The organism is Streptomyces caelestis, assembly GCF_001279005.1.
In the GTDB taxonomy this organism is placed as follows: Bacteria; Actinomycetota; Actinomycetes; order Streptomycetales; family Streptomycetaceae; genus Streptomyces; species Streptomyces heliomycini.
In genome coordinates, this window is the sequence record NZ_LGCN01000204.1 from 39,780 (window position 1) to 61,714 (window position 21,935).

Annotated in this window: 18 protein-coding genes, 1 tRNA gene and 1 riboswitch; of the genes, 7 read left to right on the plus strand and 12 right to left on the minus strand. The window is 71.6% G+C overall.

The window, feature by feature from the left end; all coding sequences use genetic code 11:
- Positions 1-55: 55 nt before the first annotated feature.
- Positions 56-478: a hypothetical protein gene (locus ADK41_RS22010; RefSeq protein WP_030821672.1), complete on the plus strand. Its 423-nt coding sequence runs from the start codon at positions 56-58 to the stop codon at positions 476-478.
- A 339-nt stretch (positions 479-817) separates the two neighbouring features.
- On the opposite strand, the gene ADK41_RS22015 is transcribed toward ADK41_RS22010, so the two are convergent.
- Positions 818-2,206, minus strand: a complete 1,389-nt coding sequence (locus tag ADK41_RS22015) for a cystathionine beta-synthase (RefSeq protein ID WP_030821674.1) — start codon at positions 2,204-2,206, stop codon at positions 818-820.
- A 163-nt stretch (positions 2,207-2,369) separates the two neighbouring features.
- Here ADK41_RS22015 and ADK41_RS22020 point away from each other — a divergent pair, with 163 nt between their 5' ends.
- From ADK41_RS22020 to ADK41_RS22030, 3 genes are all read left to right on the plus strand, one after another.
- Entirely contained in the window at positions 2,370-3,392 is a 1,023-nt protein-coding gene (locus ADK41_RS22020) for an SGNH/GDSL hydrolase family protein (protein WP_078661840.1), read from the plus strand.
- A 473-nt stretch (positions 3,393-3,865) separates the two neighbouring features.
- On the plus strand, positions 3,866-5,086 hold the full coding sequence (locus ADK41_RS22025; protein WP_030821680.1) for an acetyl-CoA C-acetyltransferase: 1,221 nt from the start codon (positions 3,866-3,868) through the stop codon (positions 5,084-5,086).
- Between the two features lie 285 nt (positions 5,087-5,371).
- Positions 5,372-6,154 carry a hypothetical protein gene (locus ADK41_RS22030; RefSeq protein ID WP_030821682.1) on the plus strand — a complete coding sequence of 261 codons (783 nt, stop codon included), beginning with the start codon at positions 5,372-5,374 and terminating at the stop codon, positions 6,152-6,154.
- Between the two features lie 9 nt (positions 6,155-6,163).
- On the opposite strand, the gene ADK41_RS22035 is transcribed toward ADK41_RS22030, so the two are convergent.
- Complete coding sequence (locus ADK41_RS22035; RefSeq protein WP_106979391.1) at positions 6,164-6,475, minus strand: hypothetical protein; 312 nt, start codon at positions 6,473-6,475, stop codon at positions 6,164-6,166.
- Between the two features lie 102 nt (positions 6,476-6,577).
- Between ADK41_RS22035 and ADK41_RS22040 the strand changes: the two genes are divergently transcribed.
- A complete protein-coding gene (locus ADK41_RS22040; RefSeq protein WP_030821685.1) occupies positions 6,578-6,808 on the plus strand; it encodes a DUF4287 domain-containing protein in 231 nt (76 codons plus the stop codon).
- 69 nt (positions 6,809-6,877) lie between these two features.
- Here ADK41_RS22040 and ADK41_RS22045 read toward each other — a convergent pair whose 3' ends face one another.
- Complete coding sequence (locus ADK41_RS22045; protein WP_030821687.1) at positions 6,878-7,771, minus strand: Bax inhibitor-1/YccA family protein; 894 nt, start codon at positions 7,769-7,771, stop codon at positions 6,878-6,880.
- A 652-nt stretch (positions 7,772-8,423) separates the two neighbouring features.
- Positions 8,424-8,510, minus strand: a tRNA-Leu gene (locus ADK41_RS22050).
- Positions 8,511-8,898: 388 nt separating this feature from the next.
- Between ADK41_RS22050 and ADK41_RS22055 the strand changes: the two genes are divergently transcribed.
- Positions 8,899-9,669: an ABC transporter ATP-binding protein gene (locus ADK41_RS22055; RefSeq protein ID WP_030821690.1), complete on the plus strand. Its 771-nt coding sequence runs from the start codon at positions 8,899-8,901 to the stop codon at positions 9,667-9,669.
- Between the two features lie 65 nt (positions 9,670-9,734).
- On the plus strand, positions 9,735-12,263 hold the full coding sequence (locus tag ADK41_RS22060; protein ID WP_030821692.1) for an ABC transporter permease: 2,529 nt from the start codon (positions 9,735-9,737) through the stop codon (positions 12,261-12,263).
- 61 nt (positions 12,264-12,324) lie between these two features.
- On the opposite strand, the gene ADK41_RS22065 is transcribed toward ADK41_RS22060, so the two are convergent.
- From ADK41_RS22065 to ADK41_RS22100, 8 genes are all read right to left on the minus strand, one after another.
- Positions 12,325-13,623, minus strand: a complete 1,299-nt coding sequence (locus ADK41_RS22065; RefSeq protein WP_030821694.1) for an SAM-dependent methyltransferase — start codon at positions 13,621-13,623, stop codon at positions 12,325-12,327.
- 580 nt (positions 13,624-14,203) lie between these two features.
- A complete protein-coding gene (locus ADK41_RS22070) occupies positions 14,204-15,595 on the minus strand; it encodes an NAD(P)/FAD-dependent oxidoreductase (RefSeq protein WP_051843022.1) in 1,392 nt (463 codons plus the stop codon).
- A gap of 442 nt (positions 15,596-16,037) precedes the next feature.
- Positions 16,038-16,979, minus strand: coding sequence for a Ppx/GppA phosphatase family protein (locus tag ADK41_RS22075; RefSeq protein WP_030821699.1), 942 nt, complete (start codon positions 16,977-16,979; stop codon positions 16,038-16,040).
- On the minus strand, positions 16,976-17,509 hold the full coding sequence (locus tag ADK41_RS22080) for a DUF501 domain-containing protein (protein WP_030821701.1): 534 nt from the start codon (positions 17,507-17,509) through the stop codon (positions 16,976-16,978). The genes ADK41_RS22075 and ADK41_RS22080 overlap by 4 nt, the downstream gene beginning before the upstream one ends.
- Positions 17,510-17,540: 31 nt before the next feature.
- Entirely contained in the window at positions 17,541-18,017 is a 477-nt protein-coding gene (locus ADK41_RS22085) for an FtsB family cell division protein (RefSeq protein ID WP_030821702.1), read from the minus strand.
- Between the two features lie 117 nt (positions 18,018-18,134).
- Complete coding sequence (eno, locus tag ADK41_RS22090; protein WP_030821704.1) at positions 18,135-19,424, minus strand: phosphopyruvate hydratase; 1,290 nt, start codon at positions 19,422-19,424, stop codon at positions 18,135-18,137.
- 235 nt (positions 19,425-19,659) lie between these two features.
- Positions 19,660-20,412 (minus strand): transglycosylase family protein, encoded by a 753-nt coding sequence (locus ADK41_RS22095; protein WP_030821706.1) that lies wholly within the window; start codon positions 20,410-20,412, stop codon positions 19,660-19,662.
- Positions 20,413-20,416: 4 nt separating this feature from the next.
- Positions 20,417-20,585, minus strand: a riboswitch (cyclic di-AMP (ydaO/yuaA leader).
- 205 nt (positions 20,586-20,790) lie between these two features.
- Positions 20,791-21,801: a transglycosylase family protein gene (locus tag ADK41_RS22100; RefSeq protein ID WP_030821709.1), complete on the minus strand. Its 1,011-nt coding sequence runs from the start codon at positions 21,799-21,801 to the stop codon at positions 20,791-20,793.
- Positions 21,802-21,935 lie beyond the last annotated feature (134 nt).

The following is a 21,935-nucleotide window of genomic DNA, read 5'->3' on the forward strand; positions in this document are numbered from 1 at the left end:
GTTACCCCCAGTGCCCCCGGCCCCCCGCCTCCCTACCGTGGGACGCATGACCGGAATGGACGCGCGGGACACCGAGCTGAAGAAGGAACTCGACGCCTCCCTGCGGGCCCGCAGGGAGCTGGGCGAGGAGTACGAGTCCGCGCTGGTCGACTCGTTCCTGGAGAAGGTCGATCAGCGCATCGACGGCGCGGTGGAGCGCCGGGTGCGCCGGCAGTTCGCCGAGCAGCGGATGACGGCGGCCCGGGACTCCCGGTCGCCGAGGGCCACGGACACCTGGGGCGAGCGCTTCGGCTTCGGCATCGTCTCGCTGGTCCTGGCGGTGCCGCTGTCCGCGATCGGCGGGAGCGTGGGCGGCCGGCTCGGTCTGGTGGTCGCCTGGCTGGGCATCGTCGGCGTCAACGTGGTCCAGGCCGTCCGTACCGACCCGGGCCTGTTCGGCCGCCGCAAGCCGGCCCGGGACGGCGACTGGGACGACTGAGGCCGATTGCGCGGGGACCGCCGCACCCCCGTCGCCGGGGGGCGGGACGACGGCGGTCCCCGCGAGGGACGCGCGCCCGTTGAGGCGGGTCGCGCGTCCGAGGCGTCCGTGGAGGTCCGGGAGCCGCTCCGGAGGTCCTGTGACGCCGTTCGGTCGCCGGCCGGAACGGGGAGCCGCTCCCACTCCTGCCGACACCCACCACTGTGCCGGACCCGTGTTAAGCGAGTGCTGCGCGGACGTGACGCCCGCGTACCGCTTCCGCGAAGTCCACGAAGATCATCGACGGATCGACGCCCGGCCGTTCACGTCGGGTTCGCCGGCGGTTCGCCCGGCGTCCCGTCACTTCCCGGTCCTGGCGAGGAAGGACAGCAGGTCCTGGCGGCTGACCACACCGGTCGGCTTGCCCTCGACGAGGACGATCGCCGCGTCCGCCTCGCCCAGGACGGCCATCAGGTCCGCGACGGGCTCCCCCGAGCCGACCTGCGGCAGCGGCGCGGACATGTGCTTCTCCAGCGGGTCGTCGAGCGAGGCGCTCTTGCTGAACAGCGCGTCCAGCAGCTCCCGCTCCACCACCGAGCCGACGACCTCGGCGGCCATCACGTCCGGGTGACCGGCGCCCGGCTTGACCACCGGCATCTGCGAGACGCCGTACTCGCGCAGCACCTCGATGGCCTGGCCGACCGTCTCGTCGGGGTGCATGTGGACGAGGGAGGGGATGTGGCCGCCCTCCTTGTCGTTCAGGACGTCGGCGACGCGGGCGCTGGGGCCGGCGTCCTCCAGGAAGCCGTAGTCGGCCATCCACTCGTCGTTGAAGATCTTGCTGAGGTAGCCGCGCCCGCTGTCCGGCAGCAGGACGACGACCACGTCGTCCTCGCCGAGCCGCGAGGCCACCTCCAGCGCCGCCACGACCGCCATGCCGCAGGAGCCGCCGACCAGCAGGCCCTCCTCCTTGGCGAGCCGGCGGGTCATCTGGAAGGAGTCCTTGTCGGAGACGGCGACGATCTCGTCCGCGACGTCACGGTCGTACGCGGTCGGCCAGAAGTCCTCGCCGACGCCCTCGACCAGGTACGGCCGCCCGGAACCACCGGAGTACACGGAGCCCTCGGGGTCGGCGCCGATGACCTTCACGCCGCCGTCGCTGACCTCCTTCAGGTAGCGCCCGGTCCCGGAGATGGTGCCGCCGGTGCCGACGCCGGCCACGAAGTGGGTGATCCTCCCCTCGGTCTGCTCCCACAGCTCGGGGCCGGTGGAGTGGTAGTGGGAGAGGGGGTTGTGGGGGTTGGAGTACTGGTCCGGCTTCCAGGCCCCCGGCGTCTCGCGCACCAGCCGGTCGGAGACGTTGTAGTAGGAGTCGGGGTGCTCGGGCGCCACGGCGGTCGGGCAGACGACGACCTCGGCCCCGTAGGCCCGCAGCACGTTGATCTTGTCCGTGGACACCTTGTCCGGGCAGACGAAGATGCACTTGTAGCCCTTCTGCTGGGCCACGATGGCGAGCCCGACCCCGGTGTTGCCGCTGGTCGGCTCGACGATGGTGCCGCCGGGCCTCAGCTCCCCGCTCCGCTCCGCCGCCTCGATCATGCGCAGGGCGATGCGGTCCTTCACGGAACCGCCCGGGTTGAAGTACTCCACCTTGGCCAGGACGGTCGCCCTGATACCCCGGGTCACGTTGTTGAGCCGCACCAGCGGGGTGTTGCCGACGAGGCTGATCATCGAGTCGTGGAATTGCACCGTTGTCTCCGGATGCTGCAAAAGAGGTGGTCGTAGTGGTCCTGCCAGCCTAGGCCCTCGCCCGTCAGGACCCGGCCGGGTCGTTCACCCGCCGTGGGGATTGGACCACGGTCCGTACGGGGCAAGCACTGGGTGTACGGGTTCGAGGAGGTGGCGGCGAGGCATGACGGGCTTGTCGAGGGCGAGGGTGGCCCGGCGGATCGCGGCCGGCGCGGCGTACGGCGGCGGGGGGATCGGTCTGGCCGGGGCGGCCACCGTGGGGCTCCTGATGGCCGAGGCCCAGCTGGCGCGGCGCCGCGTGGGCAACGGGGCGACTCCTCATGTGCCGAACGCGGACGGGCTGTACGGCGCGGCGCACACGGTGCCGGGCGAGCCGGCGCTGCGGCTGACGATGCTGGGCGACTCCACGGCGGCCGGGCAGGGTGTGCACCGGGCCGGGCAGACGCCGGGCGCGCTGCTGGCGTCGGGCGTCGCCGCGCTCGCGGAACGTCCGGTGGGGCTGAGCACGGTCGCGGTGCCCGGGGCCTGCTCCGACGATCTGGACCGGCAGGTGACGAGGGCGCTGGCGGATCCGTCCCGGGCGCCCGACATCTGCGTGATCATGATCGGCGCCAATGACGTCACCCACCGCATGCCGCCCGCCCGGTCCGTACGCCATCTGTCCTCGGCGGTACGACGGCTGCGGACGGCCGGCGCGGAGGTGGTCGTCGGCACCTGCCCCGACCTCGGCACGATCGAGCCGGTGTGGCAGCCGCTGCGCTGGCTGGCCCGCCGGGCCTCGCGGCAGCTGGCGGCGGCCCAGACGATCGGGGCCGTCGAGCAGGGCGGGCGCACGGTGTCGCTGGGCGACCTGCTGGGGCCCGAGTTCGCGGCGAACCCGCGCGAGCTGTTCGGGCCGGACAGCTACCACCCCTCGGTGGAGGGGTACGCCACCGCCGCTATGGCGGTGCTGCCGACGGTGTGCGCGGCGCTGGGGCTGTGGCCGGAGGAGGAGCGGCCGGACGCCGCCCGTCGCGAGGGGTTCCTGCCGGTGGCCCGGGCGGCGGCGGAGGCGGCGGCCGAGGCGGGCACGGAGGTCACCGCGGCGATGCCGGCGGGTTCGCGGGGGCCGTGGGCCCTCCTGAAACGCCGCCGGCGCCGGCGGGTCGCGGAGACGGAGCCGGAGCGGTCGGCCCAGCCGTCGTAGGGGGCGGGCCGCCCCTCCCGCGGGCGGTCGCGCCGCTGAGCCGCCCCTCCCGCGGGCGGTCGTGCCTCCCCCGGCGCCTGAAGGGCCTGGGAGGCGCCCCCAGGGCGGCACGGGTGGGCGCGGGACGCCGCCCCGCGAGCGCCGGGCCGCGCGACTTCCGTCCGGCGGGCGCCCGCACCGTTTCGCCTGCCGGGGAGGGCGCGTCGCTCCGCCGGCGTTCGCCGAGTGCCTCCCCCGGAGGGGCGCCCCCGGCGCCCGCCCGTGCCGCCCCGCGGCACGACCGCCCGTGTCGACACAAAAGCAAGCGCTTAGACAGTTGCGGTCCATGTCACATCGCGCCCCCCGTGACCCCGCCCGTACGGCCGGGTAACTTCCCAAGAAGCCCCGCGCCGACCACCCGGTACGCCCTCCCGCCACCCGACCACCACCCCTCGACGAGGCGCTGTGCGCCGCCCCTCACCTCTGGAGCCGTGATGCCCGAAGCCGTGATCGTCTCAGCCGCCCGCTCCCCCATCGGCCGCGCCTTCAAGGGCTCCCTGAAGGACCTGCGTCCGGACGACCTGACCGCCACGATCATCCAGGCCGCCCTCGCCAAGGTCCCCGAGCTGGATCCGAGGGACATCGACGACCTGATGCTCGGCTGCGGCCTCCCCGGCGGCGAGCAGGGCAACAACCTCGGCCGCGTGGTCGCCGTGCAGATGGGGATGGACCACCTCCCCGGCTGCACCATCACCCGCTACTGCTCGTCCTCGCTGCAGACCTCCCGCATGGCCCTGCACGCCATCAAGGCCGGCGAGGGCGACGTGTTCATCTCGGCCGGCGTCGAGACGGTCTCCCGCTTCACCAAGGGCAACTCCGACAGCCTCCCGGACACCCGCAACCCGCTGTTCGCCGAGGCCGAGGCCCGTACCGCCGCCGTCGCCGAGTCGGAGGGCTCCTCCTGGCACGACCCGCGCGAGGACGGCCTGGTACCCGACCCGTACATCGCGATGGGTCAGACGGCGGAGAACCTGGCCCGCCTCAAGGGCGTCACCCGCCAGGACATGGACGAGTTCGGCGTCCGCTCCCAGAACCTCGCCGAGGAGGCCATCAAGAACGGCTTCTGGGAGCGCGAGATCACCCCGGTGACCCTCCCCGACGGCACGGTGGTCTCCAAGGACGACGGCCCCCGCGCCGGCGTCACCATGGAGGGCGTCCAGGGCCTCAAGCCGGTCTTCCGTCCGGACGGGCTCGTCACCGCCGGCAACTGCTGCCCCCTCAACGACGGCGCCGCCGCGCTCGTCATCATGAGCGACACCAAGGCCCGCGAGCTGGGCCTGACCCCGCTCGCCCGCATCGTCTCCACCGGCGTCTCCGGCCTCTCCCCCGAGATCATGGGCCTCGGCCCGGTCGAGGCGAGCAAGCAGGCGCTGGGCCGCGCCGGCCTCACCATCGACGACATCGACCTGGTCGAGATCAACGAGGCGTTCGCCGCCCAGGTGATCCCCTCCTACCGCGACCTCGGCATCCCGCTGGAGAAGCTGAACGTCAACGGCGGCGCCATCGCCGTCGGCCACCCCTTCGGCATGACCGGCGCCCGCATCACCGGCACGCTCATCAACTCCCTCCGGTTCCACGACAAGCAGTTCGGTCTGGAGACGATGTGCGTCGGCGGCGGCCAGGGCATGGCGATGGTCATCGAGCGTCTCAGCTGATCCTCCGGAGCACGGGCGGACCGTAGCCGCCGCGGCACGGTCCGTGAGCCCATGGCCCGGGCCTCCGGGACCCCCGGAGGCCCGGGCCGATTCGTGATCCAATCTCCCCCAGGATGTGACCTATCTCCCTGGTCGCGAGGGTTCACGCAGGTCAGGGCCGGACCCCTCGCGGACGCACCCCCAAGAGCCCGTCCGTTTCGTGACGTTACGCACTGACAGATGGTTAGTCCACCCTTCAAGCTGATGTAGGAAGTCGGGGGTCGACTTTGAACCGGGAGTACGTCAGTGAGCGCCATGCCGATCGCCCTGCTGATCACCACGGCCGCCACCGGCGCCGTGGGCGTCGCTGTCCTGCGCAGCATCATGGTGCTGCGCCGACAGGTCGCGGCCCTGCACACCGCGCTGGCCGAGGGCCGCGCCGCGGCCACGCGCGCGCACGTGCCGCCCGCGCGCACGGCCGGCGCGGACGAGATACGCACCGCCGTGGCGGAGGCGCTCGCCGAGGAGCGGGAGCGCGAGCTCGCCGAGGCGCGGGCCTTCTGGGCCGCTCAGGAGGCGCGTGACGCGTCCGACGCGCCGTCCCTGCTGGGTGGTCTGGCCGACAGCGAGCTGTTCCTGCCCCGGCAGGCCGATTTCGCGGGTCTGGAGCCGGTGACCGAGCCGGGCGCGGACACCGAGGAGTACTCCGGGGACTCCCCGGAGCTGGCCGCGGCCCGCCGCCGTCACCCCTCGCACCCGGACTTCGTGCCGAACCCCTCGCCGGTCGTGAACGACCACGAGCGCACGCTGGCCGTCCTGGAGGAGCTGGCCGCCGCCCGGACCGAGCTGACCGACGTCCGCCCGGGCCCGCTGGGCACCCTCGACGTCTACGTCTTCGCCGACGGGACGACGCTGTGCATGACGCCGGGCCACCGCGAGACCGCCGAGCGCCTGGCCGCGGCCCTGCGCGCGGGCGAGACGCCCTTCCTGCTGGGCGGCTCCGGCATCTCGGGCGCGTACACGCTGACGTTCTCCTGCGGCGAGGAGAACGTCTACATCCTGGCGGACCGCGTCATCGCGTCCCTCTAGGGGCGGCGGCTACACACCGGCGCGCCCGCGCGCCTCCTCCACCAGCCGTACGACCTCCCCCACCTCGTCCTCGCTCTTCAGCACGAGCGCCAGGTCGTGTCCGGCGACGGTGATCTGGTCGGCGGCGGCGAACATCCCCGCGTCGGGCATCTCACGGAGCTCGGTGCCCGGCTCCTCGACGAGCTGGGTGCGCCGCGCCAGCTCCCTGGCCAGGGCGAGCGCCTCGGCGGCCCCGCCCCGCTGCAGCCTGCTCTGCGGCGCGGCCCGCAGGCGGTCGGCGAAATGATCCACGGCACGGGTGAAGGGCGTCGTATCAACCACGCGGCGAGCGTACGCGGCGCGGCGGGACTGTTGCCAACGGACGGACGCTCGGGCACGGTGACCTGAAGGACCGGCTCACACCCCATGCGTCCGGAGGCGCCGATGTCCCACGTCTTCTCCGCAGAGACCCACCGCAACATGCTCGCCCGCATCCCGCACTGCACCGGCCGCGAGATCTCCGACTGGCTGCGCACCGTCGAGGAGGGACCGGCGCTCTTCCGCTTCGAGGAGAAGGTCAGCTGGCTCCGGCACGAGTACGACCTGGCGTACGGCCACGCCAAGGCGATCGTCCACGAGTACGACCTGAGGAGGGCCGCGCGCAAACTGCTCTGACGCGCGCGCGGACACGGCGAAGGGCCCCGGGTGGGAACCCGGGGCCCTTGTCCGTACCGTGCGCGGGTACTAGTCGCTGCTGCTGAGGATCGAGATGAGCCGCAGGAACTCCAGGTAGATCCACACCAGCGTCAGCGTGAGGCCGAAGGCGGCGAGCCAGGCCTCCTCGCGCGGGGCGCCGTAGGCGATGCCGTCCTCGACCTGCTTGAAGTCCAGGGCGAGGAAGCAGGCGCCGAGGATGATGCCGACGACGCCGAAGACGACGCCGAGCGCGCCGCTGCGGAAGCCGAGGCCGTCACCGCCGCCGAACACCGCGAACAGCAGGTTCACGGCCATCAGCAGGATGAAGCCGAGCGCGGCCGCCATCACGAAGCCGTAGAAGCGGCGGTTGACGCGGATCCAGCCGGCCTTGTAGGCCACCAGCACACCGGCGAAGACCGCCATGGTGCCGATCACGGCCTGCATGGCCGCGCCGTCGGCGATGCGGTTGTCGACGATGCTGGAGATGACGCCGAGGAAGACGCCCTCGAACGCGGCGTACGTCAGGATCAGCGCCGGCGAGGCCTTGCGCTTGAAGGACTGCACGAACGCCAGGACCATGCCGATCAGCGCGGCGCCGATGCCGATGCCGTAGGACCGGCTGATGTGGGCGTCGTCGACCGGCAGCAGCGCCCAGGAGAGCGCGGCGGTGACGATGAGCACACCGAGGGTGGTGCCCGTGCGCATGACGACGTCGTCGATGGTCATCCGGCCGGTGGTGGCCGGCGCCTGCGGCGGTGCGCCGTGCTGCAGGTCCTGCTGTGCGTAGGGGTTCTGGGCGTACGGATTGCCCGTCGGCTGCGCGTACGGGTTGGCCTGCGTGGCGACAGCGGGGCCCCCGGCCTGCGGCGCGGTGTTGAAGCCCGCGTAGCCGTTGTCGCGGCCGAACCCCCGTCGCGAGAAGACCGGGTTACTGCTCCTCATTTCACTCCTCCATGGCCGCGCGGCGCGGCCTTGGCTCAAGAGTAATAGGTAGGCAAAGGAATGACCCTAATGCTTGGGGAGGATCTTTCCCTCGTCGTGCTGCGCAACACGCTACGCGGTCGGGTGATTCCCCTCACCGGACGGCACCGAACCATGACCGACCCGGTACCGGCCGGAGATCATCCGTTCATCACGCCCGGACGACCGCGTGGTGGCCCGGGACGTCCAGGGCGGGCCCGGGCAGCGGGCCGCGCACCGGGCGGACGGGCCGCGCGGCGTGGTCGCCGAGGGCGTGCCCGAAGACCCGGGCCCACAGGCCCGCCGAAGGTGTCGACGGCGTAGCCGGTGAACCCGTGGGCCGCGATCCGGCGGATCCCGGGCAGTCCGTTCACCCGGACGGGTCGCGCGAAGGTGTGGTGCGAGCGGTCCCCGCCGCCGAGGGCGCCGCCCGCGCCCCGCCCCCGGGCCCGGACGGCTCCGTCCCGGACGAGGGCATGGGCCACGTCCGACCCGCCGCTCGGGCCGCCTCGCCCCGCCGGCGTACCGCCGAAGGGGCGACCGCGGCCCGTCACACGCGTGACGCGCACCGGCCGAGAGCCTCGTGCCGCCGGCCGGGGCCCGTGGTGCGGGGGGAGAGGAGCGGCATACGTAGTGGTGCCCGGAGCCGGACTCGAACCGGCACGCCCGCTCAGGGGCAGCGAGGTTTAAGCTCGCCGTGTCTGCATTCCACCATCCGGGCAGGCCAAGGGCTCCGCGTCGCGATCCTGAGCCTATCGGTGGCCCTCCCTCTCACCGTGACCGGAGGGGCCGATCTTGTCTTATTTTATTGGCGCTTGATGGTCCATCAGGACCATGAAGTCGCCGCCAGCACGTGCCGACAGCCTTGCGTGTGACGATCCGTCACGCATGCGGAATGACGGAATTTCACCGTCGGAACAGGGGTGCTCCACCTGTTCCGCGCGTCCCCGCCCCAGAGGCGGTGTCATCCCCAGGTATGACACCGCGCCCGGTGCTCCCTCCCGAGTCGCCCCCCGGAACCGGAGCAGCGGGTGACTACACGGCGGTGCGGCGGCGGGACGATGGAGACGTCCCCGAACACACGCCGTCCCGACAGGAGCGTCCATCCCGTGACCACCGCATCCCTCGCCGACCGGACCACCGCCGTGGCCGCGCGCGCCACGGAGCTCTCGAAGATCTACGGCCAGGGCGAAACCCAGGTGGTCGCCCTGGACCGGGTCTCCATCGCCTTCCAGCAGGCCGAGTTCACCGCGATCATGGGCCCCTCCGGGTCCGGCAAGTCCACGCTGATGCACTGCGTGGCCGGCCTCGACACCTTCTCCTCCGGGTCCGTGCGCATCGGTGAGACCGAGCTGGGCTCGCTGAAGGACAAGCAGCTGACCAGGCTGCGCCGGGACAAGATCGGTTTCATCTTCCAGGCGTTCAACCTGCTGCCGACCCTGTCCGCGCTGGAGAACATCACGCTTCCGATGGACATCGCGGGCCGCAAGCCGGACAAGGAGTGGCTGGACACCGTGATCCGGATGGTCGGTCTCTCGGACCGGCTGAGCCACCGGCCCTCGCAGCTGTCCGGCGGTCAGCAGCAGCGGGTCGCCGTGGCGCGGGCGCTGGCCTCCCGGCCCGACATCATCTTCGGTGACGAGCCCACCGGAAACCTCGACTCCCGTTCCGGCGCCGAGGTGCTGGGCTTCCTGCGCAACTCCGTGCGCGAGCTGGGGCAGACCGTGGTCATGGTGACGCACGACCCGGTCGCCGCCGCCTACGCGGACCGGGTGGTCTTCCTCGCGGACGGCCGGATCGTGGACGAGGTGCACGGGCCGACGGCCGACTCGGTGCTCGACCGCATGAAGCGGTTCGACGCCAAGGGCCGCACCAGCTGACGCCCCCGCCCGCCCCCTCCTCAGCCCGCCCCCTCCTCCGTACGTCTGGAACCGAGAAGACTTCCATGTTCCGTACCGCCTTGCGCAACGTGTCCGCGCACAAGGCCAGGCTCCTGATGACCGTGCTCGCCGTCATGCTCGGCGTAGCGTTCGTGTCGGGGACCCTGGTCTTCACCAACAGCCTCTCCGACGCCCTGCAGAAGCAGTCCGCCAAGGGCTTCGACCACGTCGACGTCGCAGTCACCCCCCGATGGAAGGAGGGCGAGGGCGGCAAGACCGGCGCGTACCACGAGCTGACCCGCGAACTGGTCGACGCCAGTGCCGCCGTGCCCGGCGCCGCGCGGGCCATCGGCACCGTCCAGGGCTTCACCGCGCTCGCCGACAAGGACGGCAAGCTGATCGGCGACGGCTTCCAGTCGCAGGGCGGCAACTACTGGGGCGCCGAGGATCCCCGGTACCCGCTGGTCAGCGGGCGCGCACCGAAGGGCGAGGGCGAGATCCTCATCGACTCCAGGACCGCGGAACGGGCCGGCTACGAGGTCGGCGACACGGTGCGGATGTCGGTCGACGGTCCCGTCCTGGAGCCGGTGGTCACCGGCGTCTTCACCACCGACGACGGCAACGTCGCGGCCGGCGGCAGCCTCACGCTGTTCGACACGGCGAGCGCGCAGAAGCTGTTCGGCAAGGCGGGCACCTTCGACGAGATCGCCGTCGAGGCGAAGGACGGCGTCAGCGACACCGCGCTGCGGGCCCAGCTGGAGAAGGCCCTGCCGTCCGACGCCGTGGAGACCACGACGGGTACGCGGCTCGCCGACGACCAGGCGAAGGCGATCGCCTCCTCGATGAGCGGCCTGAAGCAGGGTCTGCTGGTGTTCGCCGGGATCTCGCTGTTCGTCGGTACGTTCATCATCGCCAACACCTTCACCATGCTGGTCGCCCAGCGCACCAAGGAGCTGGCCCTGATGCGCGCGGTCGGCGCCTCCCGGCGCCAGGTCACGCGGTCGGTGCTGATCGAGGCGTTCGTGGTCGGCACGGTCGCCGCCGTCGCCGGACTCGTCGCCGGTGTCGGCATCGGCGCGGGGCTGCGCTCCCTGATGGGGACGATGGACGCGCCGATGCCCGACGGTCCCCTGGTCATCAGCCCGGGCACGGTCGGCTCCGCGTTCGTGGTCGGCATCCTGGTGACCATGCTCGCCGCGTGGCTGCCCGGCCGCCGGGCCGCGAAGATCCCGCCGGTGGCGGCGATGAGCGCGCTGCACGCCACGGCGACCACCAAGTCGCTGGTGCTGCGCAACACGCTGGGCGCGCTGTTCTCGGCGGCCGGTGTCGCGGTGGTCCTCGCGGCCACCACGATGGAGGGCGCCGACGGCCAGGCCCCCATGGGTCTCGGCGCCGTCCTGCTGATCATCGGCGTCTTCGTCCTGACCCCGCTGCTGTCCCGCCCGCTGATCGCCGCCGTGGCCCCGGTGCTGCGCGTCTTCGGGGTCTCCGGCAAGCTGGCCCGGCAGAACGCGGTGCGCAACCCGCGCCGTACCGCCGCCACCGCGTCCGCGCTGATGATCGGTCTCACCCTGATCACCGGTATGACGGTGATGGCCGGAAGCCTGCAGAAGTCCATCGACAAGATGGCGGCCTCCGCGATCGAGGCGGACTACATGGTGTCCATGGTGAACGGGCGCCCGCTGTCGTCGGACGTCGAGAAGGAGCTGAAGCGGGCCGACGGCGTCACCGCCACCAGCCCGATGCGCAACGCGTACGCAGGCGTCGACGGCCAGGACGAGTACCTGACCGGCGTGAACGGCGCCACGATCGGCGAGCTGACCGACTTCCCGATGGCGCAGGGCGCCTTCGAGGTCGACGGCACGCGGGCCGTCGTGGACGAGGACACCGCGAAGTCGTACGGCTGGAAGGCCGGTTCGGTCTTCACCCTCGTCCGCGAGGACGGCGCGAAGCGGAAGCTCACGGTCTCCGGTGTCTACCGGGCCAACGAGCTGGTGCGCGGCATCCTGGTCGACACCGCGGTCCTCGACCCGCACGCGTCGGAACCGGCCGACATGATGGTCATGGTGAAGACCGCCGACGGTACGTCCGACGCGACGAAGGAGGCGCTGGAGAAGGCCCTCGGCGCCAACCCGGTGATCACGGTCCAGGACAAGCAGGACCTCTCCAACGAGATCGCGAAGATGTTCACCCTGATCCTGAACATGGTCTACGGCCTGCTGGCGATGGCGGTGATCGTGGCGGTCCTCGGCGTCGTCAACACCCTGGCGATGTCGGTGTTCGAGCGGTCCCAGGAGATCGGCATGCTGCGGGCGATCGGCCTGGACCGCAAGGGCGTCAAGCGGATGGTCCGGCTGGAGTCCCTGGTGATCTCGCTGTTCGGCGCGGTGCTGGGCCTGGGTCTGGGCGTGTTCTTCGGCTGGGCGGCCGGTGAGCTGGTGGGGTCGCGCATGGCGACGTACGAACTGGTCCTGCCGTGGGGCCGGATGGGGCTCTTCCTGCTGCTGGCCGCGGTGGTGGGGGTGCTGGCGGCGCTGTGGCCGGCCCGGCGGGCGGCCCGGCTGAACATGCTGCAGGCGATCAAGGCCGAGTAGCGCACGGCGCACGACGACGGGTCCCGTTCCGGGTGGAGCGGGACCCGTCGTCGTGTGCGGGTCAGTTCCAGGTGCGGGTGCGCAGGGGGAGGCCGGAGGCGCCGGACTCGGGGGTCCTGACGGCGAGGACCTGGTTGACGCCGATGCGGTGGTGTTCGAAGGCGAGGGCGGACGCGGCCATGTACAGCAGCCAGACACGGGTCCGTCCCGGGCCGGCGAGCTCCACCGCGCGGGCCCAGCCGGCCTCCAGGTTCGCCACCCAGCGGCGCAGGGTGAGCGCGTAGTGCTCGCGGATCGACTCGACGTCCCGCACCTCGAAACCGGAGCGTTCCAGCAGGGACACCGTGGTGCCCAGCGGGGCGAGTTCGCCGTCGGGGAAGACGTAGGCGTCGATGAAGGGGTCCACCCGGTACGACGCCTCGTCCCGCTGCGGACGGCGTGCGATCTGGTGGTTCAGCAGCCGTCCGCCCGGCTTGAGGAGCCGGTGCAGGGCGGTGGCGTACTCCAGGTAGCGCTCGGACCCGACGTGTTCGGCCATGCCGATGGAGGAGATGGCGTCGTACGGGCCGTCCGTGACGTCCCGGTAGTCCTGTACGCGGATCTCGACGCGGTCGGTCAGGCCCTCGTCGGCGACGCGCTTGCGGGCGTAGGCGGCCTGTTCGTGGGAGAGGGTGACGCCGACGACGCTCACGCCGTGGTCGCGGGCGGCGTGGACGGCCATGGAGCCCCAGCCGCAGCCGACGTCCAGCAGACGCCGACCGGGCTTCAGGGCGAGCTTGCGGGCGACGAGGTCGAGTTTGTCGTGCTGGGCCTGTTCGAGGGTGCCCCGCGGGGGCGGTGCGGGCCAGTAGGCGCAGGAGTACACCATGGACGGGCCGAGGACGATCTCGTAGAAGTCGTTGCCGACGTCGTAGTGGTGGCTGATGGCGCGCCGGTCGCTGTGCCTGGTGTGCAGGCCGCGGCGGGGACGGCGGGCCTCCTCGCGGGGCGGGGCGGGCGGCAGCGGGGGGCCCGCGAGGGCGATCAGTCCGCGGACGGCGGAGCGGAAGTCGGGGTCGCGCAGGGCCCGGGCGAGGGTGCGGGCGTCCTCGCCGCGCTCCCAGATGAGGCCGGAGAGCCGGTCGAGAGCGGTGTAGAGGTCGCCCTCGACGGTCAGGTCGCCGGCCACCCAGGCGCGGGCGAGGCCGAGTTCGCCCGGCTTGCGGAGCAGGTGGCGCAGGGCTCGGCGGTTGCGTACGACCAGGGTCGGGGCGTCCGGGGGGCCGGCCTGGGAGCCGTCCCAGGCGCGGATCCGGACGGGGAGGGGGGCGTCGATCAGCTTCTCGACGTGGCCTTTCAGCCGCGCGGCGGCGTCTGGCATGGTGTACACCTCCGTGACGGGGAATCCCGGAATGTCGTCACCACTTGAACACCCGGGCACGGGTCGGCAGTACCCGGCACGCGTCATCTCTGGGCAAAACACTGAATCGCACGCGCGGCGGCGCCTCGTGGGCTCCGCCCGCGGGCCGGGAAAGGCGCCCCTTCGGCGCCCTCGGTCCCCGGGGCTCCGCCCCCCCCTGGACCCCCGGCCCGCGCCCACCCACCACCCGACTCGGGAGCTGGGAGCGCACCCCGCCGGGGCCGCTCCCCGGCCCTCGGGCGGGGCTCCGGCGAGGTCTCTCCGGACGCAGCCCCGGGGAGGCGCTCCTCACCCCCACCGAGCCGGGAGGACGGGCGGGGACCGGGGCCGGGGGCAAGCCCCATGGGGTGACCTGCCAATCCACCGAGCCGGACGGACAGGCGGACGGGAACCAGGACCCGAGGCAGACCCATGGGACGGCCCGACAATCCACCGAGCCGGACGGACAGGCGGACGGACGCATCCCGGCGGCCCCCCGGGAACGCCGAAGGGGCCGCCCGCACCACGGATGGCGGGCGGCCCCTTCGGGGGTGACCGGAGGTCAGGAGGCCTTGGCCTCGGTCTTCTTCGGCTCCTGCTGGGCAACCGCCGGCGCCGGCGCCGGCTTCGCCGCCTCGTAGAACTCGTCGCGCGGCGACTCGATCGCGCCCAGGGACACGACCTCGCGCTTGAGGAACATGCCGAGGGTCCAGTCGGCGAAGACGCGGATCTTGCGGTTGAAGGTCGGCATCGCCATGCCGTGGTACGCACGGTGCATGTACCAGGCGAGACGGCCCTTGAGCTTGATCTTCATCTTGCCGACGACGATCATCGCCACGCCCTTGTGCAGGCCGAGGCCCGCCACCGCGCCCTTGTTGGCGTGGCTGTACTTCTTCTGCGGGAAGCCCCGCATGCCGGAGACCACGTTGTCGCCGAGGACCTTGGCCTGGCGCAGCGCGTGCTGGGCGTTCGGCGGGCACCAGGCGTTCTCGTTGCCGGCCTTGCGGCCCACGAGGTCCGGGACCTGGGCGTTGTCGCCCGCGGCCCAGATGTAGTCGGTGCCCTTGACCTGGAGGGTCGGCTCGGTGTCGACGTGACCGCGCGGACCCAGCGGCAGGCCGAAGCGGGACAGCGCCGGGTTCGGCTTGACGCCCGCCGTCCACACGATCGTGTTGGAGTCGACCTCGAGGCCGTTCTTCAGCACCACGTGGCCGTCGACGCAGGAGTCCATCGACGTGGAGAGGTAGACCTCGACGCCGCGGCCCTCGAGGTGCTCCTTGCCGTACGCGCCGAGCTTGGGACCCACCTCGGGGAGGATCTTGTCGGCGGCGTCCACCAGGATGAAGCGCATGTCCTCGCGGGACACCGTCTTGTAGTACTTGGCCGCGTCCCGGGCCATGTCCTCGACCTCGCCGATCGTCTCCGCGCCGGCGAAGCCGCCGCCGATGAAGACGAAGGTGAGCGCCTTGCGCCGGATCTCCTCGTCCGTGGTGGAGTCGGCCTTGTCGAGCTGCTCGAGGACGTGGTTGCGCAGGCCGATGGCCTCCTCGACGCCCTTCATGCCGATGCCCTGTTCGGCGAGGCCGGGGATCGGGAAGGTGCGGGAGACCGCGCCGAGCGCGATCACCAGGTAGTCGAAGGGCAGCTCGTACGCCTCGCCGACCAGCGGGGCGATCGTGGCGACCTTGCGGTCCTGGTCGATGGTGGTGACCCGGCCGGTGAGGACCTCCGCCTTGGGCAGCACGCGTCGCAGCGGGACGACGACGTGTCGCGGGGAGATGTTGCCGGCGGCGGTTTCGGGAAGGAAGGGCTGGTAGGTCATGTACGACCGCGGGTCGACGACGGTGACGGTCGCCTCGCCGTAACGCATCTTCTTCTGGATGCGCCGAGCTGCGTACAGGCCTACGTACCCACCGCCTACTACGAGGATCCTGGGACGCTCCGTGGTGCTCATGCCATCGAGTATCCACCCGCCTCAGGGGGGTATCTCGTGCGCCCCTTCACAAGCTTTGACAGGGCCTGTGTTACCATCCCCCGCTTCTTGATCCAGATCACAGCGCGAAACGGGAACCGGCATCCCGCGCGGGACGTTGTCAATGCCGCGTGAGCTGCCTCTCTGTCCCTCGGCAGGCGCTGTGAGGCCGATCGCGGAGCCCTCGCGGCGACCTCCGGTACGGCGACCTCCGACCCCTTCTGAACGTGTTCAAAGGGGCGTTGAGGGCCCGAATGGGTCAACCGGGTTCGGTTCTTCGTTCCTCCGGGGCCAATTCCTTGTGAAGAACTTCACGAACTTTCCCGGCGGAGCCCCGCCGAGGGGCCCGAAAGGCCCCCCGGACGCCGCTCAAACGCTATACCGGCTGCTCAGCGGAGTGCTACCGGCCGGTAGTGAAGGAGGGCTAGGCCACGGACCAGGCGATGCCGTCGAGGATGTCGTGCTCCGACACCACGACTTCCTCCGCCCCGGTCCGCTCCATGATCGACAGCAGCACCAGGGCCCCGGCGCCGATCACGTCGACCCGGCCCGGATGCAGGGAGGGCACCGCCGCGCGCTCGGCGTGGGTGGAGCGCAGCAGCCATTCGGTGATCTCGCGGACGCGGTCGCGGGAGACGCGGGAGTGGTGGATGGCCCCGGAGTCGTACGCGGGGAGGTCCTGGGCGATCGCCGACACGGTGGTGACCGAGCCGGCCAGGCCGACCAGGGTGTGCGCCTCGCGCAGCGGGACCGTCTCCTCGGCGTGGTCGAGGGCGGCCTCGATGTCGGCGCGCATCGCCGCGATCCGGTCCTCGGTCGGCGGGTCCGTGACGACCCCGTCCCGCACCAGGTGCCGCTCGGTCATCCGTACGCAGCCGACGTCCACGGAGCGGGCGGCGCGGACGTGGTCGTCGCCCACGACGAACTCGGTCGAGCCGCCGCCGATGTCCACGACCAGGAACGGGCGGTGCAGGTCGGTCCGGCCCGTCAGCTCCTTGGTGGCCCCGGTGAAGGAGAACTCGGCCTCCTGGCCGCCGGTGATGACCTCGGGCTCCACGCCCAGGATGTCCAGCACCCCGCGCACGAAGTCGTCGCGGTTCTCGGCGTCGCGGGAGGCGGAGGTGGCGACGAAGCGCAGGCGCTCCGCGCCGTGCTCCTTGACGACCTCCGCGTACGCGCGGCAGGCGGCGAACGTCCGCTCCAGCGCCTCGGGCGCCAGCCGGCCCGTGCGGTCGACGCCCTGGCCGAGCCGCACGATCGTCATCCGCCGGTCCAGTTCGGTGAGTTCACCGGTCCGTGGATCCGCGTCGGCCACCAGGAGCCGGATGGAGTTCGTACCGCAGTCGATGGCGGCGACCCGGGTCACTGGCCGTCCTCCTTCACGGGGAGCGTCACGCAGGCGCCCTTGCGCCACCACTGGGGCAGCATCGCCAGCGCCTCGTCGCCCAGCGGGTTGACCCCGGGGCCCGCGGCCAGCGAGTGGGCGACCAGCACGTGCAGGCACTTCACGCGGTCCGGCATGCCGCCCGCGCTGGGGAAGTTCCTGAGCTCCTCGATCTCGTCGCGGCGCCGGATGTAGTCCTCGTGCGCCGCGCGGTACGCGGCCGCCAGCTCGGGGTCGGCGGCCAGCCGCTGCGTCATCTCCTTCATCACGCCGTCTGCCTCCAGCGTCCCGATCGCGGAGTTCGCCTTCGGGCAGGTGAGGTAGTACAGCGTCGGGAAGGGAGTGCCGTCGGGCAGCCTCGGCGCGGTCTCCACGACGTCCGGCTGCCCGCAGGGGCAGCGGTGCGCGATGGCGCGCAGCCCGCGCGGGGGCCGCCCGAGCTGCTGCTTGAAGGCCTCGACGTCCGCGTCGGTGGGCTCGGTGCGCGGGGTCGTGGGCGGGGGCGTTTCCATAGCTGTCTTTCTTACGGCTTTCTGCAAGGGGTCACTGGTCGGCGGCGTCGGCCTTGTCGACGCCGTCCCAGACGTTCGCGTACCAGGGTCGGTCGGCGGCGTCGAGATCCGTGCGGGACTGCTTCGCCGCACCCGGGTCGATGACGATGTAACCGGTCTCGCCGGGCATGACGTAGTGCAGCCGCCGGCGGATCTCCTGCTCGGCGTAGGCGTCGTCCTGCCAGCGGGCCTTCAGGTCGCGCAGCCGTTCGACCCGCCGGCGGGTCTCGTCCTGCTCCTGCTGGAGGTCGGCGATGTCCGCGCGCTGGGAGACGTACTGCCGCATGGGGTAGGCGAGGGCGACGATCAGGGAGCAGACCACCAGGGCGAGCAGCGCCGCCCGTCCGGTCAGCCGGGAGCGGCGGGCCTGGCGCTTGGTCTGCGAGCGGTAGACCCGGGCCGCGGTCTGCTCGCCGATCAGCCGGATCCTGGTCGCGGTGGAGAAACGGTCCCGGTCCTTGACCGCCATGTTCCGCCTCCGGTTCGCCTTCATACGTGCGTACGTCCCCGCACACGGTACGGGACCGGGTACGGGGACGTACGTACGACGCCGCCTCTCGCGGGGCCGGGTCAGCCCTTGCCCTGCTTACTGGTTCGCGGAGCGGAACCGGGGGAAGGCCGAGCGGCCGGCGTACACCGCGGCGTCGTCGAGGATCTCCTCGATGCGCAGCAGCTGGTTGTACTTGGCGACGCGCTCGGAGCGGGCCGGGGCGCCGGTCTTGATCTGACCGCAGTTGGTGGCGACGGCCAGGTCGGCGATGGTGACGTCCTCGGTCTCGCCGGAGCGGTGGGACATCATGCACTTGAAGCCGTTGCGCTGGGCCAGCTCGACGGCGTCCAGGGTCTCGGTCAGCGAGCCGATCTGGTTGACCTTGACCAGCAGGGCGTTGGCCGAGTTCTCCTCGATGCCGCGGGCCAGACGCTCGGGGTTGGTGACGAACAGGTCGTCGCCGACGAGCTGGACCTTGTCACCGAGCTTGGCGGTGATGGTCTTCCAGCCGTCCCAGTCGTCCTCGAACAGCGGGTCCTCGATGGAGACGAGCGGGTACGCGTCGACGAGCTCGGCGTAGTACTCGGTCATCTCGGCGGCGGAGCGCTCCTTGCCCTCGAAGGCGTAGACGCCGTCCTTGTAGAACTCGGAGGCGGCGACGTCGAGCGCCAGGGCGATCTGCTCGCCCGGGGTGTAGCCGGCCTCCTTGATGGCCTCGAGGATGAGGTCGAGGGCCTCGCGGTTGGAACCGAGGTTCGGGGCGAAGCCGCCCTCGTCGCCGAGGCCGGTGGCCAGGCCCTTGCTCTTCAGGACCTTCTTCAGGGTGTGGTAGACCTCGGCGCCCCAGCGCAGGGCCTCGGAGAAGGACTCCGCGCCGATCGGGGCGATCATGAACTCCTGGATGTCCACGTTGGAGTCGGCGTGCGAGCCGCCGTTCAGGATGTTCATCATCGGCACCGGCAGCAGGTGCGCGTTGGGGCCGCCCAGGTAGCGGAAGAGCGGGAGGTCGCTGGCCTCGGAGGCGGCGTGGGCGACGGCGAGCGAGACGCCGAGGATGGCGTTGGCGCCGAGGGAGCCCTTGTTGTCGGTGGCGTCCAGGTCGAACATCGCCTGGTCGATCAGGCGCTGCTCGGTGGCGTCGTAACCGACGAGCTCCGGGCCGATCTGCTCGATGACGGCCAGGACGGCCTTCTCGACGCCCTTGCCCAGGTAACGGCCGGCATCGCCGTCACGGAGTTCGATGGCCTCGAAGGCGCCGGTGGAGGCGCCGGACGGGACGGCGGCACGACCCGTGCTGCCGTCGTCGAGGCCGACCTCGACCTCGACCGTGGGGTTGCCTCGGGAGTCCAGGATTTCCCGGGCTACGACGACGTCGATGGACGGCACGAGCATCTCCTTCTTGGATGTGACGCGGGTGGGCAGGACCCCGGAGGGTCTTGCGAGACCGAGCCTAACCGGCTCCGGGCGATCGGCCATCCGGCCGCCCGCCCCGTGGACAGAACCGAGAGTAAATTGTTTCCGAACGGAACAAAGACGTTTCCGGAAACCCGGCCGCGAAAAACCCCGCCCCGGCGCGTGCGGGGGACAACGCGCCGGGGCGGGGGGCAGGGGGGACGGCCGCTTACTTCAGGTGCAGCTGCTGGCCCGGGTAGATGAGGTCGGCGTCGTCGACGATGTCGTCGTTCAGCTCGAACAGCTGGGCCCAGCCGCCCTTGACGTCCTGCTCGGCGGCGATGGAGCTGAGGGTGTCGCCCTTGACGACCTTGTACTCGCCGTCGCCCTTCTCGACCTTCTTGCCGGTCGGGGTGGTGACGGTCTTCCCCTCGGTCTCCTTCTGGACCTTCTGCTCGGTCTTCTGTTCGGTCTTCTGCTCGACGGCCGGGCGCTCGGCGGAGCGGGAGGCCTTCTGCCCGCTCTCACGGGTCCCGGTGGAACCGGAGCCCTGCGAGGAGCCGGCCGAGGAGCCGTTCGAGGTGTCGTTCGAGGAGGAGCCGGTGTAGGCGGCGCCGGACAGGCCCGTGCCGCAGACCGGCCAGGCGCCCTTGCCCTGGCCCGCGAGGACCTTCTCGGCGATCTCGATCTGCTGCGCCTTGCTGGCCCGGTCGGCGGTGGAGGCGTACTGCGTGCCGCCGTACGCGGCCCAGGTGGAGGCGGAGAACTGCAGGCCGCCGTAGTAACCGTTGCCGGTGTTGATGGACCAGTTGCCGCCGGACTCGCACTGGGCGACGGTGTCCCACTCGGAGGCGGTGGCGGCGGAGGCGCTGCCGGCCGCCATCAGCGGGGCGGCGACGGCGGCGGAGGCGACACCGGCGACGGCGATCGCGCGGGTGGCCTTGAACGGGCGACGGTGCTTGCCCTTGCCGGAAAACAGCATGGTTGGATCCCCTCACCGACGCCTGCGAGGTGAGCTGTCGGGTTCGGGCCGGTTGAGTTGCCCGGCCGCGTCCCTCACGGGACGCGGCTTCACCCCAAGCCCGATCCGGTGTCAATCACCGGAAGGGGCGCTTACCTTGGGTCCCCCGCTCCTGCCTACGGCGCATGACGCGACGACTGTTCCCGTGCTGCCACTGGCAGGATTCGGCGTGGCGGCAGCCGGGGCCCGCGGTGGCGAGCGATCACGACCGTAGACACGCGATCCGCGGAATTTCAAAGACGATCAGGGCTTCTGAGACCTATCTCTCACAGCCTTTAAATCGGGCATTAGCCGCGAATCATGACGCCAACTGTCGCCGGAACCCCACCCTTTCGGGCGTCACTTTTCGCCCGGTTCGATCCCGACCTCGAGCTCCTGGCCCGGCAGGATGAGGTCCGGGTCGGCGCCGACGACCTGCTCGTTCTTCGCGTAGAGCGACCGCCATCCGCCGTCGAGTTCAAGGGAGTCGGCGATGGACGAGAGGCTGTCGCCGGTGCGCACGGTGTACGGGCCGTCGGCGGCGGCGCGCGAGGCGTCGGCGTCACGCGAGGCGTGCCGGCCGGACGAGTCCGAGACACGGTCCTCCGCCCCGGCCTCCTCGGCGCTGACGCCGCGATGGCGACCGCCGCCCGCGCCCTCGGTGTCGGCGAGTTCGGAAGAGCCGGTGGTCTGCCCGGACTTGTCCGACTCGTCACTCTTGGGGGTGGCCGAGGCGGAGGGGGAGGCGCCGGATCCGTCGCCGGAGCCGCTGTCCGAATCCTTCTCCGGGCCGTCCGCCCCGTCGGACTCGGCCGATTCGCCGGCCGCACCCTCGCCGTTCCCCGACTTCCCGGCGCCGGGCGCGGCCGACGGGGAGGACGAAGCGGACGAATCACCGGAGTCCGACGATCCGGACGATTTCGTGGAACCGGAGGAGCCGGACGCGTCCGAGGCCGAGTCCTCCGCCACACCCGTGTCGATGTCGGCCGCCGCCGAGCCCTGCTGGAGGCCCGCCGTCAGTCCGCAGGTGCGCCACGCGCCGACCCCCTGGTCGGCGAGGATTCTCTCGGCCACGGCTATCTGCTGGCCGCGGCTGGCCTGGTCGGGGCTGGTCGCGTAGTCCAGGCCGCCGTACCGCTCCCAGTCGTCCTGGGTCAACTGCAGGCCGCCGTAGTAGCCGTTGCCGGTGTTCTGGCTCCAGGAGCCACCGCTTTCGCATTCGGCGACCCGGTCCCAGGTCGCGCCGTCGGCCGCGCTGGCGCTGCCGGCCCCGAGGAGCGGGATCGCGATGGCGGAGCCGGTCACTCCGGCCGCGACGAGGAGAGCCGGAGCCTGGCGGGGGCGACGGTGCCGACCGTTCCCGGAGAGCATGCGGAGACCTTTCGCAGAACAGCAATGACAGGCGCGGTGAGTGAAGCTCTGGGCACCGCACTTGATGGGTGAACGTATCGGCAGACGATCACTTGTCACAAGTTCATGCCGCGCAGATCACGTGAAGATCACAG

What these genes read in the sequence shown, in the direction of transcription:
- ADK41_RS22010 (WP_030821672.1), top strand. Translation starts at nt 56, where the DNA reads ATGGACGCGCGGGACACCGAGCTGAAGAAGGAACTCGACGCCTCCCTG.
- ADK41_RS22020 (WP_078661840.1), top strand. Translation starts at nt 2,370, where the DNA reads ATGACGGGCTTGTCGAGGGCGAGGGTGGCCCGGCGGATCGCGGCCGGC.
- ADK41_RS22025 (WP_030821680.1), top strand. Translation starts at nt 3,866, where the DNA reads ATGCCCGAAGCCGTGATCGTCTCAGCCGCCCGCTCCCCCATCGGCCGC.
- ADK41_RS22040 (WP_030821685.1), top strand. Translation starts at nt 6,578, where the DNA reads ATGTCCCACGTCTTCTCCGCAGAGACCCACCGCAACATGCTCGCCCGC.
- ADK41_RS22045 (WP_030821687.1), bottom strand. Translation starts at nt 7,771, where the DNA reads ATGAGGAGCAGTAACCCGGTCTTCTCGCGACGGGGGTTCGGCCGCGAC.
- ADK41_RS22060 (WP_030821692.1), top strand. Translation starts at nt 9,735, where the DNA reads ATGTTCCGTACCGCCTTGCGCAACGTGTCCGCGCACAAGGCCAGGCTC.
- ADK41_RS22065 (WP_030821694.1), bottom strand. Translation starts at nt 13,623, where the DNA reads ATGCCAGACGCCGCCGCGCGGCTGAAAGGCCACGTCGAGAAGCTGATC.
- ADK41_RS22070 (WP_051843022.1), bottom strand. Translation starts at nt 15,595, where the DNA reads ATGAGCACCACGGAGCGTCCCAGGATCCTCGTAGTAGGCGGTGGGTAC.
- ADK41_RS22080 (WP_030821701.1), bottom strand. Translation starts at nt 17,509, where the DNA reads ATGGAAACGCCCCCGCCCACGACCCCGCGCACCGAGCCCACCGACGCG.
- ADK41_RS22085 (WP_030821702.1), bottom strand. Translation starts at nt 18,017, where the DNA reads ATGGCGGTCAAGGACCGGGACCGTTTCTCCACCGCGACCAGGATCCGG.
- ADK41_RS22095 (WP_030821706.1), bottom strand. Translation starts at nt 20,412, where the DNA reads ATGCTGTTTTCCGGCAAGGGCAAGCACCGTCGCCCGTTCAAGGCCACC.
- ADK41_RS22100 (WP_030821709.1), bottom strand. Translation starts at nt 21,801, where the DNA reads ATGCTCTCCGGGAACGGTCGGCACCGTCGCCCCCGCCAGGCTCCGGCT.